This is a genomic window from Pleurocapsa sp. CCALA 161, from assembly GCF_003003995.1.
Lineage (GTDB): Bacteria > Cyanobacteriota > Cyanobacteriia > Cyanobacteriales > Xenococcaceae > Waterburya.
In genome coordinates this window covers 31,253-57,920 of sequence record NZ_PVWF01000017.1, presented here as the reverse complement: position 1 = coordinate 57,920, position 26,668 = coordinate 31,253, and the positions used below count along the sequence as shown (strand labels likewise).

27 protein-coding genes are annotated in these 26,668 nt (G+C 40.9%); 15 read left to right on the top strand and 12 right to left on the bottom strand.

Annotated elements, in window-relative coordinates; all coding sequences use genetic code 11:
• Window positions 1-168 precede the first annotated feature (168 nt).
• From C7B62_RS06360 to C7B62_RS06340, 5 genes are all read left to right on the top strand, one after another.
• Entirely contained in the window at window positions 169-807 is a 639-nt protein-coding gene (locus C7B62_RS06360) for a universal stress protein (protein ID WP_106233770.1), read from the top strand.
• A gap of 49 nt (window positions 808-856) precedes the next feature.
• Window positions 857-1,582 carry an MBL fold metallo-hydrolase gene (locus C7B62_RS06355; protein WP_106233769.1) on the top strand — a complete coding sequence of 242 codons (726 nt, stop codon included), beginning with the start codon at window positions 857-859 and terminating at the stop codon, window positions 1,580-1,582.
• Window positions 1,583-1,780: 198 nt separating this feature from the next.
• Entirely contained in the window at window positions 1,781-2,281 is a 501-nt protein-coding gene (dps, locus tag C7B62_RS06350; RefSeq protein WP_106233768.1) for a DNA starvation/stationary phase protection protein Dps, read from the top strand.
• 24 nt (window positions 2,282-2,305) lie between these two features.
• A complete protein-coding gene (locus C7B62_RS06345; RefSeq protein WP_106233767.1) occupies window positions 2,306-3,310 on the top strand; it encodes an NADP-dependent oxidoreductase in 1,005 nt (334 codons plus the stop codon).
• Between the two features lie 140 nt (window positions 3,311-3,450).
• Window positions 3,451-3,936 carry a universal stress protein gene (locus C7B62_RS06340; protein WP_233219835.1) on the top strand — a complete coding sequence of 162 codons (486 nt, stop codon included), beginning with the start codon at window positions 3,451-3,453 and terminating at the stop codon, window positions 3,934-3,936.
• A 172-nt stretch (window positions 3,937-4,108) separates the two neighbouring features.
• On the opposite strand, the gene C7B62_RS06335 is transcribed toward C7B62_RS06340, so the two are convergent.
• A complete protein-coding gene (locus C7B62_RS06335; protein WP_106233766.1) occupies window positions 4,109-6,103 on the bottom strand; it encodes an alpha-amylase family protein in 1,995 nt (664 codons plus the stop codon).
• A gap of 270 nt (window positions 6,104-6,373) precedes the next feature.
• Here C7B62_RS06335 and C7B62_RS06330 point away from each other — a divergent pair, with 270 nt between their 5' ends.
• Window positions 6,374-6,700, top strand: coding sequence for a 2Fe-2S iron-sulfur cluster-binding protein (locus C7B62_RS06330; RefSeq protein WP_106233765.1), 327 nt, complete (start codon window positions 6,374-6,376; stop codon window positions 6,698-6,700).
• Window positions 6,701-7,001: 301 nt separating this feature from the next.
• Complete coding sequence (locus C7B62_RS06325; RefSeq protein WP_106233764.1) at window positions 7,002-7,592, top strand: hypothetical protein; 591 nt, start codon at window positions 7,002-7,004, stop codon at window positions 7,590-7,592.
• A gap of 92 nt (window positions 7,593-7,684) precedes the next feature.
• Here C7B62_RS06325 and C7B62_RS06320 read toward each other — a convergent pair whose 3' ends face one another.
• A complete protein-coding gene (locus tag C7B62_RS06320) occupies window positions 7,685-8,122 on the bottom strand; it encodes a universal stress protein (protein ID WP_106233763.1) in 438 nt (145 codons plus the stop codon).
• 70 nt (window positions 8,123-8,192) lie between these two features.
• Here C7B62_RS06320 and C7B62_RS06315 point away from each other — a divergent pair, with 70 nt between their 5' ends.
• Window positions 8,193-9,539 (top strand): cation:proton antiporter, encoded by a 1,347-nt coding sequence (locus C7B62_RS06315; protein ID WP_106233762.1) that lies wholly within the window; start codon window positions 8,193-8,195, stop codon window positions 9,537-9,539.
• Window positions 9,540-9,678: 139 nt separating this feature from the next.
• Here C7B62_RS06315 and C7B62_RS06310 read toward each other — a convergent pair whose 3' ends face one another.
• Together C7B62_RS06310 and petE are read right to left on the bottom strand one after the other, a co-directional pair.
• On the bottom strand, window positions 9,679-10,380 hold the full coding sequence (locus C7B62_RS06310) for an MBL fold metallo-hydrolase (protein WP_106233761.1): 702 nt from the start codon (window positions 10,378-10,380) through the stop codon (window positions 9,679-9,681).
• Window positions 10,381-10,510: 130 nt separating this feature from the next.
• Entirely contained in the window at window positions 10,511-10,903 is a 393-nt protein-coding gene (gene petE / locus C7B62_RS06305) for a plastocyanin (RefSeq protein ID WP_106233760.1), read from the bottom strand.
• 375 nt (window positions 10,904-11,278) lie between these two features.
• Between petE and C7B62_RS06300 the strand changes: the two genes are divergently transcribed.
• The 6 genes from C7B62_RS06300 to C7B62_RS06275 all read left to right on the top strand — a co-directional run bounded on the left by C7B62_RS06300 (window position 11,279) and on the right by C7B62_RS06275 (window position 15,116).
• Window positions 11,279-11,737: a transposase gene (locus tag C7B62_RS06300; RefSeq protein WP_106233759.1), complete on the top strand. Its 459-nt coding sequence runs from the start codon at window positions 11,279-11,281 to the stop codon at window positions 11,735-11,737.
• A gap of 334 nt (window positions 11,738-12,071) precedes the next feature.
• Entirely contained in the window at window positions 12,072-12,605 is a 534-nt protein-coding gene (gene petC / locus C7B62_RS06295) for a cytochrome b6-f complex iron-sulfur subunit (RefSeq protein WP_106233758.1), read from the top strand.
• Window positions 12,606-12,932: 327 nt separating this feature from the next.
• Window positions 12,933-13,391: a NifB/NifX family molybdenum-iron cluster-binding protein gene (locus C7B62_RS06290; RefSeq protein ID WP_106233757.1), complete on the top strand. Its 459-nt coding sequence runs from the start codon at window positions 12,933-12,935 to the stop codon at window positions 13,389-13,391.
• A 262-nt stretch (window positions 13,392-13,653) separates the two neighbouring features.
• A complete protein-coding gene (locus C7B62_RS06285; RefSeq protein ID WP_106233756.1) occupies window positions 13,654-14,124 on the top strand; it encodes a DUF4079 domain-containing protein in 471 nt (156 codons plus the stop codon).
• Window positions 14,125-14,134: 10 nt separating this feature from the next.
• Complete coding sequence (locus tag C7B62_RS06280; protein WP_233219834.1) at window positions 14,135-14,548, top strand: hypothetical protein; 414 nt, start codon at window positions 14,135-14,137, stop codon at window positions 14,546-14,548.
• 46 nt (window positions 14,549-14,594) lie between these two features.
• Window positions 14,595-15,116 (top strand): rhodanese-like domain-containing protein, encoded by a 522-nt coding sequence (locus C7B62_RS06275; protein WP_106233776.1) that lies wholly within the window; start codon window positions 14,595-14,597, stop codon window positions 15,114-15,116.
• 10 nt (window positions 15,117-15,126) lie between these two features.
• Here the strand turns inward: C7B62_RS06275 and C7B62_RS06270 are convergent, their stop codons facing one another.
• The 7 genes from C7B62_RS06270 to C7B62_RS06240 form a co-directional block, all read right to left on the bottom strand.
• Complete coding sequence (locus C7B62_RS06270) at window positions 15,127-15,630, bottom strand: DUF3124 domain-containing protein (RefSeq protein ID WP_106233775.1); 504 nt, start codon at window positions 15,628-15,630, stop codon at window positions 15,127-15,129.
• A 403-nt stretch (window positions 15,631-16,033) separates the two neighbouring features.
• On the bottom strand, window positions 16,034-16,297 hold the full coding sequence (locus C7B62_RS06265) for a hypothetical protein (RefSeq protein ID WP_106233774.1): 264 nt from the start codon (window positions 16,295-16,297) through the stop codon (window positions 16,034-16,036).
• Between the two features lie 116 nt (window positions 16,298-16,413).
• The gene (locus C7B62_RS06260; RefSeq protein ID WP_106233755.1) at window positions 16,414-18,078 is read right to left on the bottom strand and encodes an L-lactate permease; all 1,665 of its coding nucleotides are present in this window, start codon (window positions 18,076-18,078) and stop codon (window positions 16,414-16,416) included.
• Window positions 18,079-18,127: 49 nt separating this feature from the next.
• Complete coding sequence (locus tag C7B62_RS06255) at window positions 18,128-18,763, bottom strand: L-threonylcarbamoyladenylate synthase (RefSeq protein ID WP_106233754.1); 636 nt, start codon at window positions 18,761-18,763, stop codon at window positions 18,128-18,130.
• 480 nt (window positions 18,764-19,243) lie between these two features.
• A complete protein-coding gene (locus C7B62_RS06250) occupies window positions 19,244-21,658 on the bottom strand; it encodes a phosphoketolase (RefSeq protein ID WP_106233753.1) in 2,415 nt (804 codons plus the stop codon).
• Window positions 21,659-21,728: 70 nt separating this feature from the next.
• Window positions 21,729-22,205, bottom strand: a complete 477-nt coding sequence (locus C7B62_RS06245) for a hypothetical protein (protein WP_106233752.1) — start codon at window positions 22,203-22,205, stop codon at window positions 21,729-21,731.
• A 49-nt stretch (window positions 22,206-22,254) separates the two neighbouring features.
• The gene (locus C7B62_RS06240; RefSeq protein WP_106233751.1) at window positions 22,255-22,518 is read right to left on the bottom strand and encodes a DUF1830 domain-containing protein; all 264 of its coding nucleotides are present in this window, start codon (window positions 22,516-22,518) and stop codon (window positions 22,255-22,257) included.
• Between the two features lie 429 nt (window positions 22,519-22,947).
• On the opposite strand from C7B62_RS06240, the gene C7B62_RS06235 reads away from it, so the two are divergent.
• Window positions 22,948-25,914, top strand: a complete 2,967-nt coding sequence (locus tag C7B62_RS06235) for a calcium-translocating P-type ATPase, PMCA-type (RefSeq protein ID WP_106233750.1) — start codon at window positions 22,948-22,950, stop codon at window positions 25,912-25,914.
• Between the two features lie 4 nt (window positions 25,915-25,918).
• On the opposite strand, the gene C7B62_RS06230 is transcribed toward C7B62_RS06235, so the two are convergent.
• Window positions 25,919-26,629: a Crp/Fnr family transcriptional regulator gene (locus tag C7B62_RS06230; protein ID WP_106233749.1), complete on the bottom strand. Its 711-nt coding sequence runs from the start codon at window positions 26,627-26,629 to the stop codon at window positions 25,919-25,921.
• Window positions 26,630-26,668 lie beyond the last annotated feature (39 nt).

Genomic DNA, 26,668 nt, shown 5'->3' with positions numbered 1-26,668 from the left:
ACCAATAAAAGTCTCATCTAAGTTTTAAGCATAATTTGAGGTCTTTCTTCACTCTAGCAAGCTTATTGTAAGTGAATGATGTGCGATCGCTATTTTTTCTAGGAAAAATTTTCCTCATAAGTTCCTCAAATTACTTTCCTATATATATATTTAAGCGAGGTAATTAAGATGTTCAATAAAATTTTGGTAGCAATAGATCGTTCAACCGCAAGCAGGGATGTTTTTGAAACTGCTGTATCTCTGGCAAAAACAACTGGAGCAAGCTTGATGCTGCTGCACGTTTTAGCGAATGAAGAAAAACAAGATCCAACTCTATTTGTCTACTCTGGTATCAGATACAATGTAATGAGCGAATCACTTCTCAAAGCGTATGAAGAACAGTGGCATAAATATGAAGCAGAAGGAGTAGAATTTTTGCGATCGCTCGTTCGAGAAGCAACAACAGCAGGAGTCAATGCTGAATTTACCCAATTTTGTGGCAATCCTGGACGTGATATTTGCGATATAGCCCAAGCATGGTCGGCAGATTTGATCTTGGTCGGTACCAGAGGCTTGTCTGGTATTAAAGAGATGTTTTTGGGTAGCGTTAGTAATTATGTAACTCATCATGCCCCCTGTTCGGTTTTAATTGTGCTAAAAACTGCCAACACCTCTGTCTCGGTCAATTATGATTCTCAATCGTTTCAGGGCAAGCAACGAGAATTAACTTCTTCTACTTCTGAAAAACTAACTTTTAGAAAACATGAATTTGTAGCTAAATCAAGTTCTTACTTGGAAAAAGAACCCCAATCCTCAGCAAAATCTTAACTAAGTCTTTTAAACAACAAAGAACCCAATCTTTTCGGAGAAATAGGAAATGAATCATAATCAATCTATTTGCATTGTTTGTGGCTATAACATGATTGGCGATATACCTGATGTTTGTCCGTTTTGCGGAGCAAACCATAATGAGTTTGTACCTTGGGATGAGGCACAGCAGATCTATCGCGTAACATCGTATCGTGTAAATGACTACGTTACGCAGTTGCTATCAGTGCCTCGTCTTGGTTTAGAACACGCTGCTTATCGTATTGAAACAGATGATGCTGCTGTTTGGATTGATTGTCCATCAGTATTCGATCCCGACTTAAAACCAGTAGAATCGATCTACTTCACCCACAAGGATTTTATGGGTGCATCCAACCAGTATCGTGAAGCCTGGGATGCGAAAGTTTATCTGCACGCTTTTGATGCCGAACATCCACTTGCCAGACAATTTCCAGTCGATCGAGAGTTTGAGGGTGACTTTAGCGAGCATGGCATTGAAGCTTTCCATATAGGCGGACATACGCCAGGTTTTACCTCGTACATCTATGGCAAGGTGTTGTTTATTTGCGACTATGCCTTTCCTCCAGGTTCTAAGATGCGGTTTAACCCTTTTGGACCGCAAGACGAGACACGTAAACGTGCATCACGGATACTAGAAATTATTTCCGAGCAATCGCTTGATACTGTTTGCGGATACAACTATGTCACCAAATTTGATGAGTGGCGTGATAATTTCCAGCATTTAGTTGAGGAGAATTCTCGCACATTAGCTTAAAGAAATTGAGGAGAATAAAGCAGATCTATTGCCACGATCATTCATTGAACATTGAACATTGAACATTGAACAGTGAACATTAAACAGCCAACTGATAAATGGTGAATGATGAATGAAGTGACGTTCTTGGATATTGCTTTTATCTAATCAATCGATATTGAAGTTTAAATCAAATAAATACAAAGGAGAATTAAACATATGGTTTCTACAATTAACAAAACGCAACTCTATCCTAGTAGAATCGATCTACCTAAAGACTGTCGTCTTGAAGTTACTGGACTATTAAATCAAACTCTTGCTGCTACTTTGGATCTAAAAACCCAAACTAAACAAGCACACTGGAACGTTAGAGGTATGAATTTTTATCAGCTACACGAACTGTTTGATGAAATGGCTGCGGAGCTAGAAGAATACACCGATATGGTGGCAGAAAGAGTGACGGCTTTGGCAGGTAAGGCTATGGGAACGGCACGAATTGCTGCTTCCAAGTCAATTTTGCCCGAATATCCCCTTGATGCTATTAGCGGGGTCGAACACGTTACGGCTCTAGCCGATCGCTATGCAGTCTATGGTAAACACCTGCGTGAGGCGATCGATACTACTGATGAAATGGGCGATGCCGATACAGCCGATTTGTATACCGAGATTTCGCGGACGATCGATCTACGTCTTTGGTTCTTAGAAGCGCATTTGGTTTAAATTTAATTTATTCGAGAGAAAAAGATGACAGCTATTAAAAGTCAGGAAATTCAGTTGATATCCCGTCCCAAGGGAATACCCACGGAAGATAACTTTGCTCTGGTTCAAACCGAACTAGAGTCGCTACAAAATCAGCAAGTGCTGGTGCGGAACCTCTATATGTCAGTCGATCCATATATGCGCGGTCGTATGACCGATAGAAAGTCCTATGTTCCACCGTTTGAGTTAGACAAACCCCTAGAAGGTGGAGCAGTAGGCGAAGTGATCGAATCGCGATCGCCCAATTTCCAACCCGGTGATATCGTTACATCTAACTTTGGTTGGCGAGAATACTTCATCGCTGCACCGCAGGATTTGCATCAGGTCGAGCGCAAAATTCAACCACTTTCAATTTACCTCGGTGCTTTGGGTATGACTGGCATGACCGCTTGGGCAGGATTAAACTTGGTCGAGGTCAAGGCGGGCGACATAGTTTTCATTTCGGGGGCGGCTGGTGCGGTAGGAAGTGTAGCTGGGCAACTAGCAAAAATACGAGGATGTCGAGTTATCGGAACTGCTGGTTCGTCAGAAAAAATTAAATTTCTTCAGGAAGAATGTGGATTTGATAAAGCTTTTAATTACAAAAGTGATTCTGTCCTCGAACAGCTAGAACTAGCTGCTCCAGATGGAATTGATGTCTATTTCGATAATGTAGGTGGCGAGATGCTTGAAGCAGCCCTCTCAGTTCTACGGGTACATGGTCGAATTATCGCCTGTGGCAGTATTTCAGGTTACAACGCAACGAAGCCCCCATCTGCACCGCACAATCTTTTTAATATGACTACCAAACGATTAACGATGAAAGGTTTGATTGTTAGCGATTGGCTCGATCGCCAAGATGAATTTGAACGGGAAGTAGGCGGTTATTTCCAAGCGGGTCAACTAAAAAGCAAAGAAACGTTGGTAACTGGGATCGATCGAGCTGTTAGCGCATTCCTTGGTCTGTTTGAAGGCAAAAATATTGGCAAGATGGTGGTGAAGTTGGAATAGTACTAGACAATTAAAGTTAGGCAATCATACAAGAATTTGCATTAAGAATAAATACAGTAACAATAACCAAGAGAGGTTAACTGTGCGCGCAACAGTTCTTCATGTTCACTGTTCAATGTTCAATGTTCAATGTTCAATGAATGATCGTGGCAATAGACCGTTCAACCGCAAGCAAAGATGTTTTTGAAACTGCTGTATATTTGGCAAAAACCACTGGCGCAAGCTTGATGCTGCTGCACGTTTTGTCGGATCAAGAAAACGACGATTCAAGTTCGTCTATTGACCTAAAACGAGAAGGCAATCCCTTAGACTCATCTATTTTAGAAGCTTACGATCAACACTGGCAAGAACTCGAACGGCAACAGCAACAGAGGCTAAAAGTAATGCGATCGCTTGTTAAAGAAGCAACAGCAGCAGGAGTTAACGCCGAATTTACCCAAACTTTAGGCGATCGGGGGGAAACTATTTGTAACTTAGCTCAAACATGGTCGGCAGATCTAATCGTGGTTGGTAGCAGGGGTTTAACAGGTATTAAAGAGATGTTTCTGGGTAGCGTTAGCAACTATGTAACCCATCATGCTCCCTGTTCGGTTTTTATTGTCCTAAAAACTGCTGATACTAATTAGACTTTTCTTTAAAATAGGGCGTTGGTTAATTGTAATGCTGTTGAGCATTTTTTTGTTCCTATCGAAATAGACTATTTTCTTAAAAAGCTTAGAGCTTAGAGCTTAGAGCTTAGAGCTTAGAGCAGTAATACTTGATAGAACATTACTTAATCAGCAACGCCTAAAATAGAAGCTAGAACAAGGTAAATTCATCGCTTACCAACCACATAGTCTCATAGGCTTGTAGATAGATGCGTTCATTAGCAATAATTGGGGAAACATTGTTAGCGAGCAAATTGCGGATCTTTCCTATAAGACCGCCGTACTCTAGCATTTTGGCAGTGACCGATTGTTCGGTTGACTGAAAGTTAGCCAGCACCATTAGCGTTCCTTCTGCCCGCTTTTGACAGTAAGCCAATATATGTTCGTTGTCAGTCCACATTGGTTGGAAGTAAGAAAAACAGTGCAGCAGTGAGGTGGACTTGCGAACTTTGATTAAATGAACTAAACCTTGAAAGATTTTCCCTTCAACAGTATTAGGATCGTGACGTTTAGCAGCTTTAGACCAATCCATAGGCGATCGAGCGATCCAACGGCTATCACCAGCTTTTAGAGGATCGCTTAAGTAAGAAAAATCGTTGAGTACCCCTAACTCATCTCCCATATAAATTAAGGGAATGCCACCAAAGCCTAAAATGATACTGTGCAGCAGCAGAATACGACGTACCGCTAAGTCAATTTTATTGCTATCTCCTGTGGCTAGGGCTTTTTCTAATCCAGCCAGAGAAGCTGTAGTGCCAGTAATCCGAGCATCTTTGGTTTCGGGATTAAACTGAAACAAAGTTCCCTTGGCAAAAGAATCAGGGTAGGTATCAGTGTAGAATTGATTCAGGAATTGGCGATGGAGAAAACCGTTTTCACCTACTGCTGCAAGTGCCTCATCAGTCATTGCCCAGCCAATATCATCGTGGTTGCCAACGTAGTTAATGAAAGCGCAGCCGATCATCGTTCGTGGTAGATCGTGAAACACCTGGGTCATTAGAGAAACGTTGCGGGTAGCTAAAGAACTCCAAAGCACTACCATTAACTGATTGTTATAAGCCAGTTCGCACTGTTTCTCCACCGTTGATTTAACACCAAGATATTGCAGGAGAGCATCGGGTGGTACGATCGCTTCGGCCTTGAGTATCATTCCTGGGGCAACGACTCGCATAATAGCACGAAACGCCTGAATGAGTTGAAACACTTCAGGCTGATTCTGGCAGTTTGTTCCCAGGCGTTTCCAAATAAATGGTATAGCATCAAACCGTAAAACGTCCGCTCCCTGATTGGCAAGGAAAAACATCAGATCGACCATTTCGCGAAACACCGTGGGATTGGTATAGTTAAGATCCCATTGGAATTCATTAAAGGTTGTCCAAACCCAGCGACCTTTGCTCGCCATCTGGGGATACCAGGTAAAGTTACCTGGTGCGTCATTGGGGAATATTTCTGGCAGTGTTTGTTCGTAGGCATCTGGTAAGGTGCGATCGCCAAAAGTATAGTAATAGTCAAGATACTCTTCTTCTCCAGCCATTGCCCGTTGAGCCCACTCGTGTTCTTTGGCAGTATGGTTTAGCACCAGATCTAAGCACAGACTGATACCACAGTCATGCAGTTCGTTAGCAAGCTGTCGTAGATCGGACATTGTGCCTAATTCTGGATTAACCTTACGGTAGTTTTTTACGGCATAGCCTCCATCACTCAGCCCTGGACTCGGCTCAAGCAGGGGCATTAAGTGGAGGTAAGTAATACCAAGTTCTTGGAAATAGCTAATTTTTTCTCGTACTCCATTAAGATTATCGGCAAATAGGTCGGCGTAACAGGTGTAACCTACCATGTTCGGTTGCTGAAACCACTGTGGGGTAAATTGCCTTTCTAGATCGAGAAGTCTTAGGGCTTGAGGTCTGGCTGCATATGCCTCAACCATATGGTCGAACAAAATTCTAAATTGTTCTATAGCATCCTCGTAATCGCCATAAACTTTTATGAGAGGATAGTACAAATCTTCAAAATAACGTTCAAATCTTAACCAAAATATATCTGCGTCCCTGGGTTCGCAACAGGCAGCCAGTTTATGTTCCTCACGGCTTTTCATGGCGATAAAGGCGGAGCGAGCTTCGTCCGACATTAATAAAATGTTGTGCATAATTTAGCTAGAAAACAAAATTTAAAAGGCGATCGACATTGTTCTAAAACGTTGTCATTTTACTACTTTGCCACTTTTTCGATGCACTAGATATACTATTGAGCCAATTGCGAACATATTCTTTGTTCCTCATAAGTTCCTCAAAGTTTTTTTCTAATCTATATTTAGATGGCATGGGCGAGTCTGAAAATGCCCAGTTGCGACAAAATTTTTTTAATGGCAACTTAGGTCACACACATTTATTTGAATATTTAACCAAAGAAAAATTCTATGACGACTATTACCTTTGTAAAAGAAGATAAAGAAGCAATCGCAGCACAGAGTTCTAATTTACGCTCCGAAGCCCTGCAAAATAAAATTGATATTTATACTTTAGGAGGCAAACTAAGAAACTGCGGTGGTCTTGGGCAATGTGCCACTTGCTTGGTTGAAATTGCTGATGGGATGGAAAACTTATCCCCTAAAACAGATTTTGAACAACGTAAATTGAAAAAGAAACCAAATAATTATCGTTTAGCTTGTCAAACTATAGTTAATGGTTCAGTCAAGGTAATCACTAAACCAAAACCTTCTCGAAAAAAATCACTTGTTTCCTAATAATAGAGCGCACACGATCTAAACCACAACGAAAATATTCTTATACCATTTATTATCTCTCTAGCTAATGGCTGAAAATGGGTATTAGCTAATCTTTCCTGTTTTTTTACTTTTTGTAAATATTAGCCAAACTTAAGGTGCGATCTAGAAGAAATATGCGATCGCTCGTTGCGCGTTTTTAAAGAAAAAAAGTGCTTCATAAATTCCTCAATTTTAATTACTAACTTAAGAATAGGAGATCGAGTTTATTCAACTTTAGAGTAATTAATCATTAGATCGAGATTGTTCGATAGGAGAAAAAATGAAAACAGACAAAGTTAATCAAGCTATAACTATAATTGCTGTTGCTGGTTTAGCACTACCAATACTAAAAACCGATCGAGCTTTAGCCGAGACAGTAGCGCAGCGACAACAACAATCTTATCCACCATCACAGCCAGAAACAAATCAGCCCTATCCCAATCGAGGTTATGGCAGAGGTAGACACCATCATGGTGGAATGAGAGGTAGGGGACATCATAATCGCTACGGCGGTATGTACAACGTCAATACAGTCGAGACAATTCGGGGAACAGTTGTTAGTACAAACGCTTTTACGCCAGGGAATGGGATGTCTCAAGGTAGAGAGATATTAGTAGAAACTGAAGAAGGTACTGTACCCGTGCATCTAGGTCCTTCGAGGTATCTTGAGGATCGAGGCTTTCAAGTAAACTCAGGTGAAGAAATTGTGGTTAGGGGTTCTAGAGTTAATTGGGCTGGCGAGCCTGTCATCATGGCTGCTGAAATACGGCAAGGCGATCGCGTCATCGAGCTAAGAAACAACGATGGTGTCCCCGCTTGGAATACAAATCGTAATCGAAATCAACCTGGTACTGGTTGCTGCGGGTGGTAAATCCCAGATGAGAGACGACGCAGGGATTATCGCTCATAATTTTACACTATTGGTACATAATCTTTTCCAGTCGGTCTATTGACCAAAATCTATCATTTGTTGAGAGTTTGACGTACAATTAAAACCGAACAGGGAGCATGATGGGTCACATAATTACTCACGCTGCCCAGAAGCATTTCCTTGGCACCCGTAAGACCTCTACTACCCACTACGATTAGATCGGCTGACCATGTTTGAGCAAAATCGCAAATAGTACGCCCAGGATTACCAAAGTCTTGAATAAATTTAGCATTGATTCCTGCTGTTGTTGCTTCTTGGGTAAGCGATTGTAATGCTTCCAATCCTCTTTTTTGGAATATTTGCCATGGTTCTTCATAAACTGAGATTAGAGATTCATCTTCGGGAGCAGGTGGAATAATCTGTAATAGAATAAGTTTGGCATGAGTTGTTTGCGCCAGAAATACAGCAGTGTCAAAGACACTTTTATTAGTATCTGAGGGGTCTAATGCTACCAAAATCTTACTAGACATGATTATTCAAGCGAAACCATAGTGAGAAAGTGCCGATATCGATTCTTTACGATTAATTATATAGGATGTTATGACCCAACTATTAGCAACTGCGCCAAATGCTGAAACCGCACCAATGATTTTGGCAGGAGTTTTACTCAGTCTCGTCTTTATTTATTTAGCTAGCAAATTAGGAGGTGAACTTTCTAAGTTAGTCGATTTACCACCCGTATTGGGGGAATTAGTTGCTGGTGTAGTAGTTGGGGTTTCCGCTTTGCACCTATTAGTATTTCCCGAAACAGGCGCAGCAGCCAGCGATTCGGTGGTTATAACTATCCTGCAACAAATTGCTGGTTTAAATCCCGAAAGTACCCAGGAAGTGTTTGCACTCTCTAGTGAAGTAATTTCTGTTTTAGCCGAGTTGGGAGTAATTATACTTTTATTTGAAATCGGTCTAGAGTCGGATTTAAGAGAATTACAAAAAGTAGGTTCTCAAGCAGCAGTTGTAGCGGTAGTGGGTGTTGTCGCTCCCTTTATCGCTGGTACAGCGGGATTAATGCTAATTTTTGGTCTGCCAACTATTCCTGCGGTGTTTGCAGGTGCAGCTTTAACCGCTACCAGTATTGGCATCACTTCCAAAGTACTATCGGAGTTAGGACAGCTAAAGTCTACTGAGGGTCAAATTATTGTTGGCGCAGCGATTATTGATGACATTCTCGGTATTATTGTTTTAGCTGTCGTTGCTTCTTTAGCCAGAACTGGTGAAGTAGATGTTACAAATTTAGTTTACTTAATTATTAGTGCTACGGCTTTCATACTCGGTTCGATCTTTTTAGGTAAATTCTTTAATAAAAGCTTTGTGGCGATCGCCGAAAAACTACAAACTAGAGGCAAGTTAGTTATCCCTGCATTAATCTTTGCTTTCTCTATGGCGTTTTTAGCTAATGCAATTGGTTTAGAAGCAATTTTAGGAGCTTTCGCTGCTGGATTGGTATTAGATGAAACTGATAAACGTAAAGAACTAGACAAAGAAATAATCCCAATTGCTGATATTTTAGTACCGATATTCTTTGTATCTGTAGGTGCAAAAGTAGATTTAAGCGTACTTAATCCTACCAGTGTTGATAATCGTCAAGGATTGATTATTGCAGCTTTCTTAATTGTGGTAGCTATTATCAGTAAACTTATCACTGGTTGGACAGTCTTTGGTAAAGAAAAAATCAATCGTTTAGCAATTGGAATTGGCATGATTCCTCGCGGTGAAGTTGGCTTGGTTTTTGCAGGTATTGCTGAGGCTAGTGGCGTTTTAGATAAACCTTTACAAGCAGCAATTATTATTATGGTAATTGTAACTACCTTTGTTGCTCCTCCTCTGTTACGTTTTGCTTTTCCACAAGGGGAACTGACAGAAAAACCAGATTTAGCCTTGGAAAAATAATTGACATTACTCGATTATTCTTATCAATTAAAGAAGATTTAGGCATGATGGGTGCGATCGCAATTTCTGAGTGATGCCGATCTTAAAAGCTTTAAATTAGGGTTAGAGGAAGTCACCTAAGACAAACGATGAGATATGGTTAATTAATTGCCGAAGCTACTTTGCCACAAAGCTGATTAGCTGGGACAGCTTCCATAATCTTTTTAGGATCGGGCAAATCAAGGTTGTCCATAAAGGTAACAAAACTGACGCGATTTTTACCGACAAAGCGAGGGTTAAAACGTTTTTCCTCGCCGATAGTGGAAACAGTTTGCCCTTTATAGTCGTGTGCTGGATAAACAAATGTCTCATCAGGTAGGGTAAACAACTTTTGCGTAACGCGATCGTACAGAGTTCCTGCATCTCCACCTTGGAAGTCGGTACGCCCACAACCCCTAATAAATAAAGCATCACCAGTTAAGACATGGGTGTTATTTACCAGATATGCCATATGACTGTCAGTATGACCGTTGGTTTCGATCGCTTTAATTTCAATATCGCCTACCTTTAAAATTTCACCATCTTTGATATAGCGATTAGCACAATTAGCTTGGGCATTTTCTGGCACAATTCCTTCGCAGCCAGTCATTTCTCGTAGTTTTCCAGTACCAGTAATGTGATCGGCATGAATGTGGGTTTCCAAACAATATTTCAACTTCAGACCCAATTCGTTTAATAATTTCAGATCGCGCTCTACTTGTTCTAAGACAGAATCGACTAAAATCGCTTCTTGAGTCTTCAAGTCTGCAATCAAATAGGTGTATGTCCAGGTTTCTAGATCGAATAGTTGACGGAATAGCATAGGATTTTTGCCCTTTTGAGAAGTATTTAAACAAAAAGATTAAATTACTAAATTACTAGATGGTGTTCTTCGAGAATAATCCGCAAACGGCATAGATTTACCAGCGGTCAGAGCCTGCTCTAACTTCTCGCTAATCAGATTCTTTTACAATAATTTTGCCGACCATTCCTCCTCCTAGATGAGGTTCACAATGGTAGGGATAACTACCAGCAGTAACATCAGAAAATGTTGTTTCAAAGGAATCTCCCAGGGCAAAAAGTAGCTTTTTGTGAGAAATCTTATCAGCTAAGGCTTTATCACCGTTCGGAACTTTATCGCCTTCAAAAACAGCATTGTGAGGGGGAACTTTATTGTTTACCCATTTAACAGTATCTCCCGCTTTAATTTCTAAAGTTTCTGGGACAAATTTCAATTGACCAGTATCCGAACCCATTTTTACAGTATAGGTTTCAGCAGCAACGGGGGTTGTCCAGAAAATAAAGGCGATTGTGAATAAAATAATAATTGATATTAATCGACGCATTGTAAAACTCCTTTGTTGTTAATTATTAGATCGAGTCGAAACTACTAATAATTAATCCTTCATTTAAAACTATAGATTTATAATTTGAGGAAGTTATGAAGCTAGAATAATTTAAAGTTTTAACTCGATTTGTGCGATCGCATGATAGATTATTCCTGGCACAATAGAGAAGGAATGTCAGTTAAAGCTTGATTAAGTTGAAGTTAAAACAACAATTTGATAAATCTGTGAAGAACCGTAATTTATTCAAATAATTTCCCTCTGATTATGAGCTAGCTCAAAGACGTAATTCAAAAAGTTTGGCAAGATCGAAGTGAAACAGAGACAAAGATCGCTCTGTCCCAAATTGAGACTAAGTTTAAGGGGGTAAATAAGATGACACTTAAACTAGAAAAACTTGCCAAAATTTACTTAAATGGGAAACCAGCCGATATTTCTGACGAAACTCGGCAAGAACTTTGTGATTGGCTTATGGACGAATTTCAACAGCTTCCGATTAATATCGTTCCTTCTGATTTTGAGCGTTATGAAACCGCTCAAGAAATGTTGGACGATCTGGCTCATGAACGTCTATATGTTTCGGATCGCAGCTACGACACAGAGGTCTATCCGAATCCTTTCTGTGGATTCGCTTTCCAAGCCATTCACGATTACGACCACTATAAAAATAACTCCGACTTTAGTTTAAGCGGAGAAATTGCCTCTTATCGAGCTACTGCTAATCGCGCTCCCAGTTTAGAGATTCAGAAAATTCTTTACTCGCAAATCGTTTTAAAAGCTGCTACTTGGCTCTATCTCGGTCATGAGCCAGAGTCCAAAATTGTGTTTGCATAGGATGGTGATTAGTAAAAATATATCTGCTAAGTTGATTTACAATCAATACCGAAGCACTCAATCATCAGGAAAAATCTTTTTTGTTCCTCATAAGTTCCTCAAAGTTTTTGTTTAGTCTTTATAGTATCGTTCATCTTTTTTGCAAGTATAAGAAAAGATCGAAGTCTATCACGGACGACGCGAAGCTATTTGATCACGGATACCCTAAAGGGTTCGACAGTTCCTTTAACGGGCGGGACACCCGCAACGGACTGTCTCACCGCTTCGCATATCAGGAATTATTGCAACATCCTGAAAAAACGCACCGATAAGAATATTTTAGGAGATGATACATATGGAAGGAAGTCTTCCTATAGAAAGTCCATCCATGTCACGAAGACAGTTACTTAACTTTCTCACTGGTGCAGCCGTTGCTGCTACTGCTGGTGCAGCCCTTTACCCTGTAGGTAATTTTTTCATTCCACCCTCAGAAGTTGGCGAAGATGGCTCGATTATTGCCAAGGATATAAACGGTAATATTATTCCTGCTGGACAAATTTTAGCAGAACCACCAGGAACGCGGGCATTAATTGCGGGAATAGCAGGAGAACCAACCTATCTCACTATTAAAGAAGATGGTACGCTGCATCCCTGGGCAATTGCTGATAACTGTACCCATTTAGGCTGTACTTTTCCTTGGAATCCCAATGACGAGCAATTTCAATGTCCCTGTCACGGTTCTCGTTACGATGCGCAAGGGAGAGTATTACGAGGTCCTGCACCACTACCTTTGCAGCTTGCCCATGTAAATGTTGAGGGAGACTATATTCGTATTTCACCCTGGACAGAAACCGACCCCCGTACGGGAGAAAAACCCTGGTGGGTTTAAAGATTTCATTTCCCTCCGTCGAAACTCAAATTAATAAGTAAGCGGAGGAACAAATATAGCTGTAATTTATGTTCTAAGGCAGCTTAAGCATTGTTGACATTAATTTAACGAGGAGTCTGTTATGACTACTACAACTCAACGTCGTCCCGAATTCGATTTTTCACCAATTTGGGAAAAGTTTTCTCGCTGGATTACCAGCACAGACAATCGTATCTATCACCCATAATTTTCCTAAATTGCTGTAAGTAGCTATGAACAATGCAGCATTGTTCATAGCGCGATCGCTATTGCTATGCGCTAATTATCAAAAACGTAGAGATAAAAACCATGAAAATTGCAGTTGCCAGTCAGAATCAAATCAACATCACAAGTCATACAGGGAGATGTAAAAACTTCTGGATTTACGAAGTAAACTCCAAAGAAATTCTTAGTAAAGAGCTTTTACAGTTACCTAAAGAGGAATCTTTTCTGAATACTGTTCCTCATATACCCCAGGCTTTAAATAATATCCAAGCCTTGATTGCGGGAGGGATAGGATGCGGATTGAGACATCGTTTAGAGGAACACGGAATTGATAGCATCGTAACTTCAGAAACTGAACCAGATTTAGCCGTGATTACTTATCTCGAAAATTTCTTGGTTAACAAACTGTCTCAAATTTACAATCGTAAACACAGACATAACTCCGAAAGCGATCGCGCCAGTGCCAGCTTTGCCGATCGCAGTCAAGACCTTCATGGACACGCCTATCACTTGCCCACAATCGACTTAGGCAGAACTGTTTAACTTAAAAGAGTTTTCAATGGCATCTATTGCGGAATCCAAACCAAAAGTTATTGACTTGTTAAAGCTGGATTTAACAAGGTTTACAACATTACAAAAGGCTTAATGGAAGCTCGATAGTAGGGGTTTTCTACCTGCAAGGGAAAATAAAAATAAGCTCACAACTTCCTCAAATCAAGTCAATATTATTGGTTTAATTTCTGGCATCTGCTCAAACTTGCCATAATCAAAAATTTTCATAAATCAATTAATAGAGGAGAACACAATGAACTTTGAGATTCCTGAAAACATCAAAACTTGGTCGCAATTTTTTCATCCCCTTATGATGTGGATTCTGTTTTTTACTGCTATTTATGCACTATATCTTGGTTGGCAGATTCGCCGTACTCGCAATGCTCCCAAAGAACTCCGCAAAGAGTTAGTTAAGCAAAATTTTAGCAACAGACATCATCGAGTCGGTTCAATTTTATTGGCTTTTATGGTGATAGGGGCTTTAGGCGGAATGGCAGTAACTTACATCAACAACGGTAAACTGTTTGTTGGACCTCACTTACTGGTGGGTTTGGGTATGGTAGGACTGATTGCTACCTCTGCTTCTCTAGTCCCATATATGCAAAAGGGAAATGACTTGGCTCGTTATAGTCATATTTCTCTCAACGCGATACTTTTGGCATTGTTTAGCTGGCAGGCGATTACAGGAGTGCAGATCGTACAAAAGCTAATTAGTAATTTGTGATTTTTTTAGCTTGAAAAATCACATAAATCTATCAACTATTCAAAAACGTTTGTTTGCTTGGGGCATGGGAAAAGCTAATGCTGCCGATGATTACGAGATTAAGCTAATCGGTTGCCCTAAGTATGAAAGCTTAGGAGAACTTAAACAAGGACTCTTGGGAAATTTACAGCATAAAGTTTTAGAAATTGATCCTGGTGCGGGAGCTAGTCTAGTCTATTATCCCAATAACATTTACTGGATTGGTGTCGAACCAGTTTGGAAATCTTTGTTTGATAACTGTCATCCCAACCGCAAAACGGGAGAAATTCTTCAACAAATTGGGCTAGAAACTGTTAATTACTATGAGTTTAAACTGGCTTTTCCCGTTGTCAGTCCTCATATTGCAGGGATAGTTAGGAAAAAAATCAATAACCGAAGTTTTTAAAGCAAGACTTAATCGAAATAATTTGCCTATATTTATGTTTAGAAAAATGAGAAAAATTTTAGCTACCTTATTAATTGCGTTCTGGTTGTATTTTGGTACTTTTTTAAGAACTAACTCTACTTTGGCTGATGTTACTACTTCTCAAACCGCAGATGGGTTAGAGACAGTAGCTCCTAAAAATTATGTAGCGCAATTAGCTAGCAAAAATCTGGCTCCGAAAACTGTGCAGGAATTTCTGAGCGATCTTCCCAGTGATTATTATACTGTCCAAAAGATAGATGCACTTAAAACTCTTACCAAGGAGAAACAAGCATTATTAGTTGATATTCGTCAACCAAAAGAATATGCTCACGGTCATATTAAAGGAGCAATAAATCTTCCTTTACGAGATATAACTCAAAACCTCGACCAAATTCCTAAAGATCGTCCTGTCGTACTCTACTGTGCGACGGGTTATCGAACTGCAATGGGCGTTATGGCTCTCCAAATGCTCGAGTACGATAATGTTCGAGGTTTTCCTCCAAGTATAGAGGGCTGGAAAGCAGCAGGGGAAAACCTCGACTCGTAAAATCACACCTTTATTTACTAACCCCACTTTCAACAACCTTGCCAGGGCTCATCCAAGAAATTCCCTGCTGTAAATCAGCACCAATCATAACAGCTTCAACTATAGGCTGAGAAACTTTTGTTTGAGCTACCCACTCCACAATAAAGTTAGCACCCGAACCTCCACTCATGTCAGTTCTATTGACAACAAAATCTGTAGAAGCAAGAGCAGTAAGTTGAATAGCGCGTTCTAAATATTGTTTAACTAATTTACCATTTGAGTCATAGTAGCGTACTGAGGTAATGACCATCGGGTCGCTCGAATCAGTATTACGAATACTCAGAGTAGCAGCTAGATTAAAAATATCTTTCTTCTCTCCATGATAGATGTGCGAGTAGACAGGAACATATATGGTTTGACCCATTACTGTCTGAAAATTCGCATCTAAAGTTACTTCTTGAGGTTGAACTTGACTACTGACAACTTTTGGTCGCTGTGACTTTGATGGAGTGCATGATGTCAAGAGTGATAGCATAATAGAGATCGCCCCTATATACCCAAAGGCTTTTCCTTTAAATAACTTTCGACTCAGAGTGAGGGATAAAGCACCCAATCGCGATCGCCAATCAATCAGTGAAGATAGCTTCATTTTTTATAAATTATTGTTCTTACTTTATCTTAAAGGGAGGTAAGACGCTAAAACTGATCAACAATGTACAAAAAAAAGAGGTCAAGCTAATTAAGAAACCTCCTTAAACAAAAAAATATTGCTATTTTAAGGGTTTGCATAATTATCTTCCATTAAGCCAACAGAGTGCAATTGAGCCGATTGGTTTTAAAGCAGGTAATTTGTTCAGATCTACTTTGATTGTCGGGAGAACTAAAACATCGTGGCGTTACCTTCTATTGTTTACTCAAATTGCAGTCGCCAAAATTTATTATTTGCTAGGAAAAGAAAATTGTTCGATCTTAATCACGGCTTCACCGTGGCTGGGAATCCAAGCAGCCCACTCCCAGTTTGATATTTGACAAAGCAGCAAAGCCTCATCATGACAAAGAGAACTAAATGATTCTGGTTCTAACAGTTGCACCCAAGTATCTGGTTTGGGTTGGGGCATAGCTGTTTTTTCTGGAGTCCGATTGAGAGGAATCGAACACCATTGCACTGTGGATTTTGGCTCACTAGGTTTTTGTATCGTCATAATTTTTTCCGCTCGTTTTAAAGCACGTAGATGCATAAATTAAAAATGCTTTCTGTATTTAAATTTACAAAATTATTTGTATTTAAGTCAAGTTAACGTTTTATAACTTAACTCAGTTATATTAAAGCGATCGCGCCTAAAATACCTGCGACCATAAGATAATAAGTCAGGGGTAATAATACCCTACGAATTAGCAATCCTTCACAACCGCTTAAGCCCACAGTAGCCGAGGCAGCAACCACATTAGACACGCAAATCATGTTACCCGCAGCAGCACCAATAGCTTGTAGAGCAATGACTACCATCCCTGAAGCACCAATTTTGGTAGCTACTCCAAATTGGAATAGGGAAAACATCATGTTGCTGACGGTGGCACTACCAGCAATAAAAGAACCCGTCGCGCCAATAGTAGGAGCAAAAAACAAGTAGCTAGAACCAGCTAAACTAGCAACACCATCTGCTAAGGTTACGGGCATACTGGCAAGACTGGATTCATTGAAGCCAGAGTTAATAAATACTCTCGCCATCGGTACGGCAGCAGCCAGAACCAGGGCTGTTCCTGTTAAAGTGGAAACTGCATTAACTGTTGCTCGGATCGTTGCTTTTCTCTTCATGCGGTGCAGGAAATAAGTCAGAATTGCCACTAAGATAAAAATTGTTCCTGGGAGATAAAGAGGTTGGGAGTTAATGCCTATTTCTGTTCCAAATAAACTAGGTAAGCTGAACTTGAGTGCTTGAAGCAACCCCTGAAACGGTAAAAAAGGCAGTCTGGAGAGCATCAAAAACAAGCCTACTAAGACATACGGAGTCCAGGCATTTAGTAAACTGAGATCCGATCGCGCTTCATTATCGATCGCTGCGGTTAAGCTGCCCGACCATCCATCCGACCAAGTTTCTCTTGGGGGAAAATCCCAAACTTGTTTTGGAGTCAAAAACCTTTTTTGGGCTGCTGGAATAACAATCGCTAAACCGACTAATCCACCGATTAATGAAGGAAATTCTGCGCCCAAAAAGATTGCCGTCAAAGTTGAAGGAACAGTAAAAGCTAATCCTGCAAATAAGGCAAACCAGCCTACAGCTAATCCTTCTCGCCAAGTTTTGCGCTCACCATAATAGCGAGTAAGGCAACTGACCATGAACAATGGAATTAGAGTACCAATGATGCTATTTAAAACCCCGATTCTAATTACGATTAACTTAAAATATTCGACGTAGGTAAAACCCTGTTCGGTAATGTAGTTATTGACTATACTTGCTCCTTCTAAACCAGTATTAATTCCTAACAAGACGGGAATACCTACCGCCCCAAACACAACGGCGGTACTGTTGGCAATCAAGGCAATGGTGACAGCAGCTAAGGCTGGAAAACCCAACGCTACTAATAAAGGGCTACAGACAGCAGCAGGAGTACCAAAGCCCGATGCACCCTCTAAAAAGCTGCCAAATAACCAAACGATAATTATTGCCTGAATACGCCTGTCGGGAGAAATCGCTAATAGTCCGCGTCGAATAGTGGCGATCGCTCCTGATTCTCTTAAAATATTCAACAGTAAAATCGCGCCAAAAATGATGTAGAGAATCTCTGCTGCCATAACTAACCCCTGAATAGTAGAAGCCGTTATAACAGCTAAAGGGACTTGCCAAATAAATAGGGCGATCGCCGATGTAACCAGGTAGGCTATCGGCATAGCCTGTTTTGCCGAGCGTCTAGCAATTACTAGCAATAGAAACACGGTTATAATTGGAGCTAAAGCTAGTAAACCATAAACTACAAGTTCCATTTTTAATGCACGCCACTTATAATATTACATTGACACTTCTCGCAAATTATTATTTCATCATGTGGGAAGGAAGAACGATCTGAGAAAGTAAAGGTCTGAGGTCGTCTACGGAAACTGTGCCATAGGTCATAATAGTTGGCACTTCCACGGTAAAATCCACTAAAGTGCCACTTCTGCCGTGTTTACTCTCACCACCATCGACAATTAGATCGACTTTATCACCAAAAAATTTGACCGCTAGCTTGGCATTGGTTGCTTGAATGCCTGCAAAAGCAGCAGAAGTTGCCACCATGGGAAAAGGTATTTCCATGATGAGATCGTAAATGAATTTATCTGGACAGGTGACAAAAACATTCTTAAATCCGTTGGTTACCGCCTTGGATACAGTAGATTTTGCTCGCATAATCATCGTCACGGGATAGGGAAAATGATCCATCATTTGTAAAGCTGGTCGATCGACTTCCACCACTTGCTCTGCCTTTTCTTTGCAGGTAAATATGCCTAGAGGTTGGGGAGAAGAAAAGTTTTTAATTTGTCTGAGTCGAGTAACAGCCTCTGTATCGTTGCCATTAGCGACCAATGCATAAACGGTATCTGTCGGAAGAATGATGACTTCCCCTGCTTTGAGGCGACTTTTAATTTCGGGGATTAAAGAAGAATTGAGTTTAACTACTTGAGTGTTCATTTGTATTAAAAACTACAGAATTTCAATTGGTAACAGTGTATATTTTGATAAGGTTAGTGTGTCAATAACCAAGTAACCTGAGTTCGGGTTAAGCAGATTAATTGGTGGAGATAGCTGTAAGCTGTAAGCTCTAAGCTCTAGCTTTTGAGATAGTTTGGATGCAACTCTACTATGAAAGAAGAACGGAAAATAGTATTTTTTAAATACCTTCAAAATAAGGATTTGAGCTAATCCCGAACTCAGGTCAAGTAAATAGAGGAGTCACAGATTACTCCGTCGTCCTAAAGGATAAGCTTCGCAAATGCTTTAGCACATTGTATTCTTGTCCTAAAGGATACACCTTCGGATATGGTATACCGCTCCGCATATAAGACGACGGAGACGGCGCGGATCGTCGCTCTAACCTAACGGCTTAAAGCGTTTTAAAAGCAAGGCAAAAATTATCATGGGTAAGTCCTGTCGTCGACGCGGGATCGCGCGTCAATGTTCAATGTTGGAATAAGGCCACTTCCAGTCGCGCACCTCTGGCAAATCCTCACCGTATTTCCTGATATATTGCTTATGTTCTAGTAGTTTGTTGCGGATAATTTCTTTGGCATAAGCAGCAGCAGCCCCTAGTTTTGGTACTCGGTCGATAACATCCGCCACTAGGTCAAAGCGATCGAGATCGTTGAGAACCACCATATCGAAAGGAGTGGTTGTAGTTCCCTCTTCTTTATATCCCCGCACGTGAAGATTATTGTGGTTCGTTCGTCGATAAGTTAAACGGTGAATCAACCAAGGGTAGCCGTGATAGGCAAAAATAATTGGTTTATTAGTAGTAAAGAGGGTATCAAAATCTTTGTCCGATAAACCGTGAGGATGTTCGCTGGCGGACTGAAGCTTCATCAGATTGACAATGTTGATTACCCGCACTTTCAATTCGGGAAAATATTGGCGCAGTAGCGCAACTGCTGCTAGAGTTTCTAAGGTCGGGACATCCCCAGCACAAGCCATGACGACATCTGGCTCAACACCGCGATCGTTACTCGCCCATTCCCAAATACCGATTCCTTTAGTGCAGTGCCTAATCGCCTCATCCATATTCAAATACTGCAATTGGGGCTGTTTTCCCGCCACAATGACGTTGACATAATCACGGCTTCGCAAACAGTGATCGGTTACAGATAACAGGGTATTAGCATCGGGGGGTAGATAAACGCGAATGATATCCGCCTTTTTATTCATGACGTGATCGATAAAGCCTGGGTCTTGGTGAGAAAAACCATTATGATCCTGTCGCCAGACGTGGGAAGTCAATAAGTAGTTAAGAGAAGCGATTGGCCTGCGCCAGGGAATTTCGCGGGTCGTTTTGAGCCACTTAGCGTGTTGATTGAACATCGAATCGATGATGTGGATAAACGCTTCGTAGCAGGAGAAAAAGCCATGACGACCCGTGAGTAAATATCCTTCAAGCCAACCCTGACAAGTGTTTTCGCTCAAGACTTCCATCACCCGACCGTCCTCGGCTAAGTTACCACCATCACTATCTTCAGGTAAAGTTTGCGCCATCCAAGTGCGATCGGTTACTTCAAACAGGGCATTAAGACGATTGGAAGCGGTTTCATCTGGCCCTACTACCCTAAATTTATCCCGATTGTACTTCATCACATCCCGCAAAAACTGCCCCATCGTTCGAGTTGCTTCGGCATAAACGTTACCAGGCTGGGGAACATCGACGGCATAATCTCTAAAATCAGGCATTTTCAAATCTCTGAGTAAAATACCGCCATTAGCGTGAGGGTTTGCACCCATACGGCGATCGCCTTGGGGAGCTAATGCTGCTAGTTCGGGAATTAGTTTCCCGTTTTCGTCAAAGAGTTCTTCGGGTTTGTAACTCCTCATCCAGGCTTCAAGCTGTTTTAGGTGTTCGGGGTTAGTTGCCATCCCAGATAAAGGAACTTGGTGCGATCGCCAAAATCCCTCGGTTTTCTTACCATCAACTTCTTTTGGTCCCGTCCAGCCTTTGGGACTCCGCAGAATTATCATCGGCCATTGGGGAATCTCGGTACTATTATTATGACGAGCATCGTGCTGGATTTCTTTAATCTCGGCGATAACTGTCTCTAAAGTCTGAGCCATTACAGAGTGCATGGTTTCGGGGTCAGAACCCTGGACATCGACAAAGTAAGGCTTGTAGCCATAACCGATAAACAAGCTTTTTAACTGCTCGTGGGGAATGCGAGCTAATACCGCAGGATTGGCAATTTTGTAGCCATTTAAATGCAGAATTGGCAAAACAACACCATCGGTAATGGGGTTGAGAAACTTATTTGAGTGCCAAGCAGTAGCTAAAGCTCCTGTTTCTGCCTCGCCATCCCCTACGACACAAGCAACCAGCAAATCGGGGTTATCAAAAGCTGCTCCATAGGCATGAGAGAGGGAGTAACCGAGTTCTCCTCCTTCATTAATCGAGCCAGGAGTTTCGGGAGCAACGTGACTGGGAATTCCGCCAGGGAAAGAAAACTGTTTAAACAGTTGTTTCATACCCTCAGCATCTTGTGAAATATTGGGATAAAATTCGCTATAAGTTCCCTCTAGGTAGGTATTGGCAACCAATGCGGGTCCGCCATGACCAGGACCAGTAACATAGATCGCGTTGAGGTCGTGATTTTTAATTAAACGATTGAGGTGAACGTAAATGAAGTTTAGACCTGGAGTTGTTCCCCAATGCCCCAGCAGTCTGGGTTTGATGTGTTCGAGCTTTAAAGGTTCTTTAAGTAGGGGATTGTCATATAAATATATCTGTCCCACAGAAAGATAGTTTGCTGCTCGCCAATAGGCATTTATCAGGCGTATCTCTTCTTTAGTTAGAGATTCTTGGAGCTTTGTAATTTCAGGTTGAGTTACAGTCATAATAGTAGTGTTAAGTTTTGCAGTTGGGAATTAGTTGTCAAGGCAAAAATACAGTGCTTCGCCCCAGCTATTAGCTATTAACACGGGGCTTGCGCCCCAAGCGCGAAGCGCGCTTGCCCCGAAGGGGCTGTATCAAACAGGGTCTAATATCCTCTTCGCATTGAACTTCGCGTTTACGCTGTCGTGAATCATTCTTGCTGGTGAAAGTATTCTTCATCTTCTGCGACTGCATTTCTAAGGAATCATGTTTACCATCGCCTACGTATCGCCCAATCTGAGAGATTTTCATTTGTAACAGTTGTCTTATTGCTATTTGTTCATCTATAGGACATTGAGGAAATACGTCACTAGGGTCTTGAGGAATTTCGGTCAATTCAAGCATCATAAATCGATGATTTAAGTTAGATAAAACATATTCAATTAGCTGCTGCTGGTAATAAGAATCTTGAAGAATCAAATTATCCCGATCTTTCTCTAATTCTACTAGGATATATTGAACTTGTTTGACAACACAAAGCTGAGTTAGATCTACTATTTTGGTAAGCATTTTGCAAAATTAAATTGGTTATTTTATAGTCAATCGATCTTAGTAATGCTTAATTTATTTTTAGCTGATGACAGGGAATGTTATCTATCAATACTGCCGTAATGTTCTCAGCCGAGAAAATTTTTAAGATGGCTTTGATAGACGTAATGAAAATAATTTTTTGACCAGGTAAAACAGCCTTTTCCCAATAGTAATTGGGTAGATTGGTAATTTTAACTATTTGCCAATGGCTACTCAAGTTTTGATAAGCGCATAGGGTTTTTTCCTCAAGCTCGTTTGTGATATTTTTGGTAATTTGACTGTTGATATTCATTTTGTTTTACCGTTGTACTTACCAATTAATCGCAGGATTTAATGTTGATGCTGCACTATACAAAAATTGTCTAGAGTATTGTTGTTAATTGCCCAGAAAACTTTTCATCAGTCTGAGAACCTCTATTTGTTGCCCATTGGCTTATATTTGCTAAATAACTGCTCCTAAATAACTGCCCTATTTAGTTTTTAAGATTACAGCGGAAATTTGAGGAACTTATGAAGAAAAATAGGCTTCAGGTTGAAGTATTCTCAGGGTATACTGCTAAAACTACATAAACAATACTCAAGTAATCACAAAGTTAATAAAAATCCTCATAACTTCTTCAAACTTACGAACTATCTTGATAACTACTATTAGAAATGCTCGATCGCCTCACTGTAATAGTTAGCAGCTTGTCGATAAGTAGTTTAGATATCCTAAAATTAGATGCAAATACCAACGAAAAAAGTCAATCCTCACGATCGCTTACCATATCGAGGACTGACATCTCAACAAGTAGAACATAACCGCCAGCAATACGGTGCAAATATTCTCCAACCTCCCGAACGAGAACCAGCGTGGAAATTATTTTTAGCCAAATTTGACGATCCTGTAATTCAAATTTTAGCGATCGCAGCAATTTTAGCGATCGCTGTAGGCGTAGTGGAGGGAGATTATATTGAAGGTATTGGCATTATTGTCGCGATTTTAATAGCAACTACCCTAGCGTTTATTAATGAGTACCAAGCGGAGAAAGAGTTTGACGTTCTCAATCAGGTATACGATACCATTCGGGTCAAAGTAATTCGCGATTGCGCGGGGCGCACCAGCGAAGCTGATCGCAACTTTACCACTGTTCCCCGTCAAGATTTGGTAGTAGGAGACATTATCTATCTCGAACAAGGAGAAGAAGTTCCAGCAGATGGCGTTGTCTTAGAAGAAGTCGCTTTTTATATCGACCAATCTAAGATTACTGGGGAATCTGAAGCCGTTAAAAAATGTTGTCAAGCCGAAGCACAAGACGAGGTAATCGACTGCCAAACCTATCCCGCCGACAAAGTTTATCGCAGCACTTTAGTTGAAGGTGGACACGCTTTTATCGAGGTTACGGCTGTTGGCGATCGCACTGAAATCGGCAAGCTAGCGATCGCTGTAGCTGTAGTAGATAACAAAACAATTACGCCACTTAATCTTCAGTTAGAAAAACTAAGTAAACTAATTGGTGTTATCGGTTTAGCATTTGCCAGCCTGACTTTTAGCGCACTGCTATTTAGAGGCTTTTTCATTGGGGAATATAGTTTAACCATTGCCCAATGGTATTGTTTTGGCTTGTCCATTGCCAGTGTCTTGGTTGCTTTGTCTCCCGTATGGTTGCCAGTTGTCTATGATGGTTTTGAATTAGCTGGCAAAGAACAGAAAGTTCCAGAATGGTTAGAGGCTGGTGGTGTAGCTGCTTGGTTAAAAGCTACAGCGATGGGATCGATCATTTTGATGATAGGAGTTGGTTGGGGTTATTTTGTAGACTTACTGCCAAGTTCTTTAAATAATTGGTTGCCAAGTGATTTTGCCAGCGCACTGCTGCAATATTTCATGATCGCAGTAACGCTCATTGTCGTGGCAGTACCCGAAGGCTTGGCAATGAGCGTTACCCTTTCTTTGGCATATAGCATGAGGAAAATGGCTGCTGACAACAATTTAGTGCGTCAGATGCACGCTTGTGAAACTATTGGCGCAGCAACGGTTATCTGTTCCGATAAAACTGGTACTCTAACTCAAAATCAAATGCGAGTCAAAAAAGCTCATTTTCTCAGTCTCGATGCTTCGGTGTTACCCTTACATCATGATGCTCAAAAATTAATTGCCGAGGCGATTGCCGTTAACAGTACCGCCGATTTGGAAAAAAAACCTGACGGGGAGATTCGTCCCATTGGTAACGCGACTGAAGGTGCATTACTACTTTGGTTAGAAAGCCAAAAGCTTGACTACATTCCCTACCGTAGCGACTTTGAAATTGAAGCCCAAATGCCTTTTTCAACTCAGCAAAAATACATGGGTACTTTAGGTAAGTCGGCAGTTACTCAAAGCAAGGTTTTTTATCTTAAAGGTGCGCCAGAAATAATTCTCGCTCGCTGTACTCAAATTCTAACTACTACAGGATTAAAACCCCTAACAAACCAAGCAGAAATTGCTGCTGAACTTCAAGTTTATCAACGTCGAGGAATGCGTACTCTGGGTTTTGCTTACCACGATGCACCAGAACAGATAGATAATCTCAATAAATTAGCCACCAACCTAATCTGGTTAGGCTTTGTAGCTATTCAAGACCCCATACGTACTGAAGTCCCAGAGGCGATCGCAACTTGTCTTAAAGGAGGCATTGAAATCAAAATGGTCACGGGGGATAATCTCGAAACCGCACGAGAAATTGCCACTCAGATGGGTTTGGTAACAGATGCGGATCGACACCAACAATATACTTATTTAACGGGACAACAATTTAGTCAACTCGACGACGAACAAGCTAAAATCGCTGCGGTCGAACTAAAAGTATTAGCCCGCGCCCGTCCTCTAGATAAATTACGTTTAGTTAAGCTATTACAAGCTAATGACGAAGTAGTGGCGGTAACGGGAGACGGTACAAATGATGCTGCTGCACTCAAACAGGCACAGGTAGGACTGGCGATGGGTAGCGGTACGGCGATCGCTCTTGAAGCCAGTGATATTGTCTTATTAGACGACTCTTTCGGTAGTATTATCAATGCGGTGATTTGGGGACGTTCTCTTTACGAAAACATCCAACGATTCATTCTTTTTCAGTTAACTATTAACGTTGCTGCTTTGGGCATAGTTTTCTTAGGGCCATTCATCGGCGTAGCGATACCTCTAACCATTATCCAAATGCTTTGGGTCAATTTAATCATGGACACCTTTGCTGCGCTGGCTTTAGCCACCGAATCACCAAACCCTGAAGTAATAACCAGAACTCCCCGTAATCCCGAAGCTTTTATTATTACGCCAGAAATGTTGCGTCATATTGCGCTCGCTGGGTTGAGTTTTCTGTTTATTCTGACAGGATTTCTCTTGTATCTCGATCGAAATGGAGAAGCAACGATTTACGAACTGACTCTATTCTTTACTACCTTTGTGATGTTGCAGTTTTGGAATATGTTCAACGCTCGTTGTTTAGGTTCAAATCGTTCTGCTTTTACTGGCTTAATTCATAATCCTAGCTTTATAGCGATCGCAACTATTATTCTAGTCGGACAAATTCTCATTGTCCAGCTTGGCGGTAGCGTCTTCCGTACTGTTCCTCTATCTCTAATTGATTGGTTCGCTATTACCCTGGTTACTTCCTTTGTGCTTTGGATAGGAGAGTTAGGTCGTTTTTTGGTGCGCGATCGCAAATCTGCGTAAACCGTTAATTACCTATCAAATTGCTGGCTGCTGTTAATTTTGACCAATCCTGAATAATAATTGTTCCGCCTCTTTTGTAAATCACTATTCCCTTTAGTTTTTTAAACAGGCGTACGCATTCTTCATAGGTGATACCGATACTGCGTGCAATTTGATAGTAAGGCAGTTTAATATTTAAACGATCGCCTTGGGCTACAGAATAAGTCCCATCGCGATCGCTATAATATTGAAGCAATCTGACTAAACGCACCATTGCCCGTTCGGAGATTAGTCCGTGTACTGTATTGTGAAGTTGTTGTAGACGTTGGTTAAAAACTTCTAGTATCCGCAAACTAATTTCTGGCGCTTGAGAAATTACCTGTAATAAGGCTTGGCGATCGATAGTTAACACTTGCGACTCTAGTTGAGCGATTACGGTTGCAGGGGCAATTCCATTACCGAAAATGGCTGGTGCAGCAAAAAGTTCACCAGGGGGAATAAGGCGCACTATTGTTTCTTTACCATTGTCGGCAGTCTTTTTAATTTCTAGTTTTCCCGTAATTAAACCATGCAGTTGTTGGGGGAGGCGATCGCCTTCGTGCATTACTATTTCATCTGGCAGATATTCTCTTACGTAACTGCACCCAACCAGACTTTCTAATTGGGCGATCTCTAAATCTTGAAAAATTAAAAGCTGTTGTAATTGAGCGACCGAGGAGTAACCTTTGACAATCATTAATTGGAAAATAGTTCCAGTTTATTTATTTGAATGCGG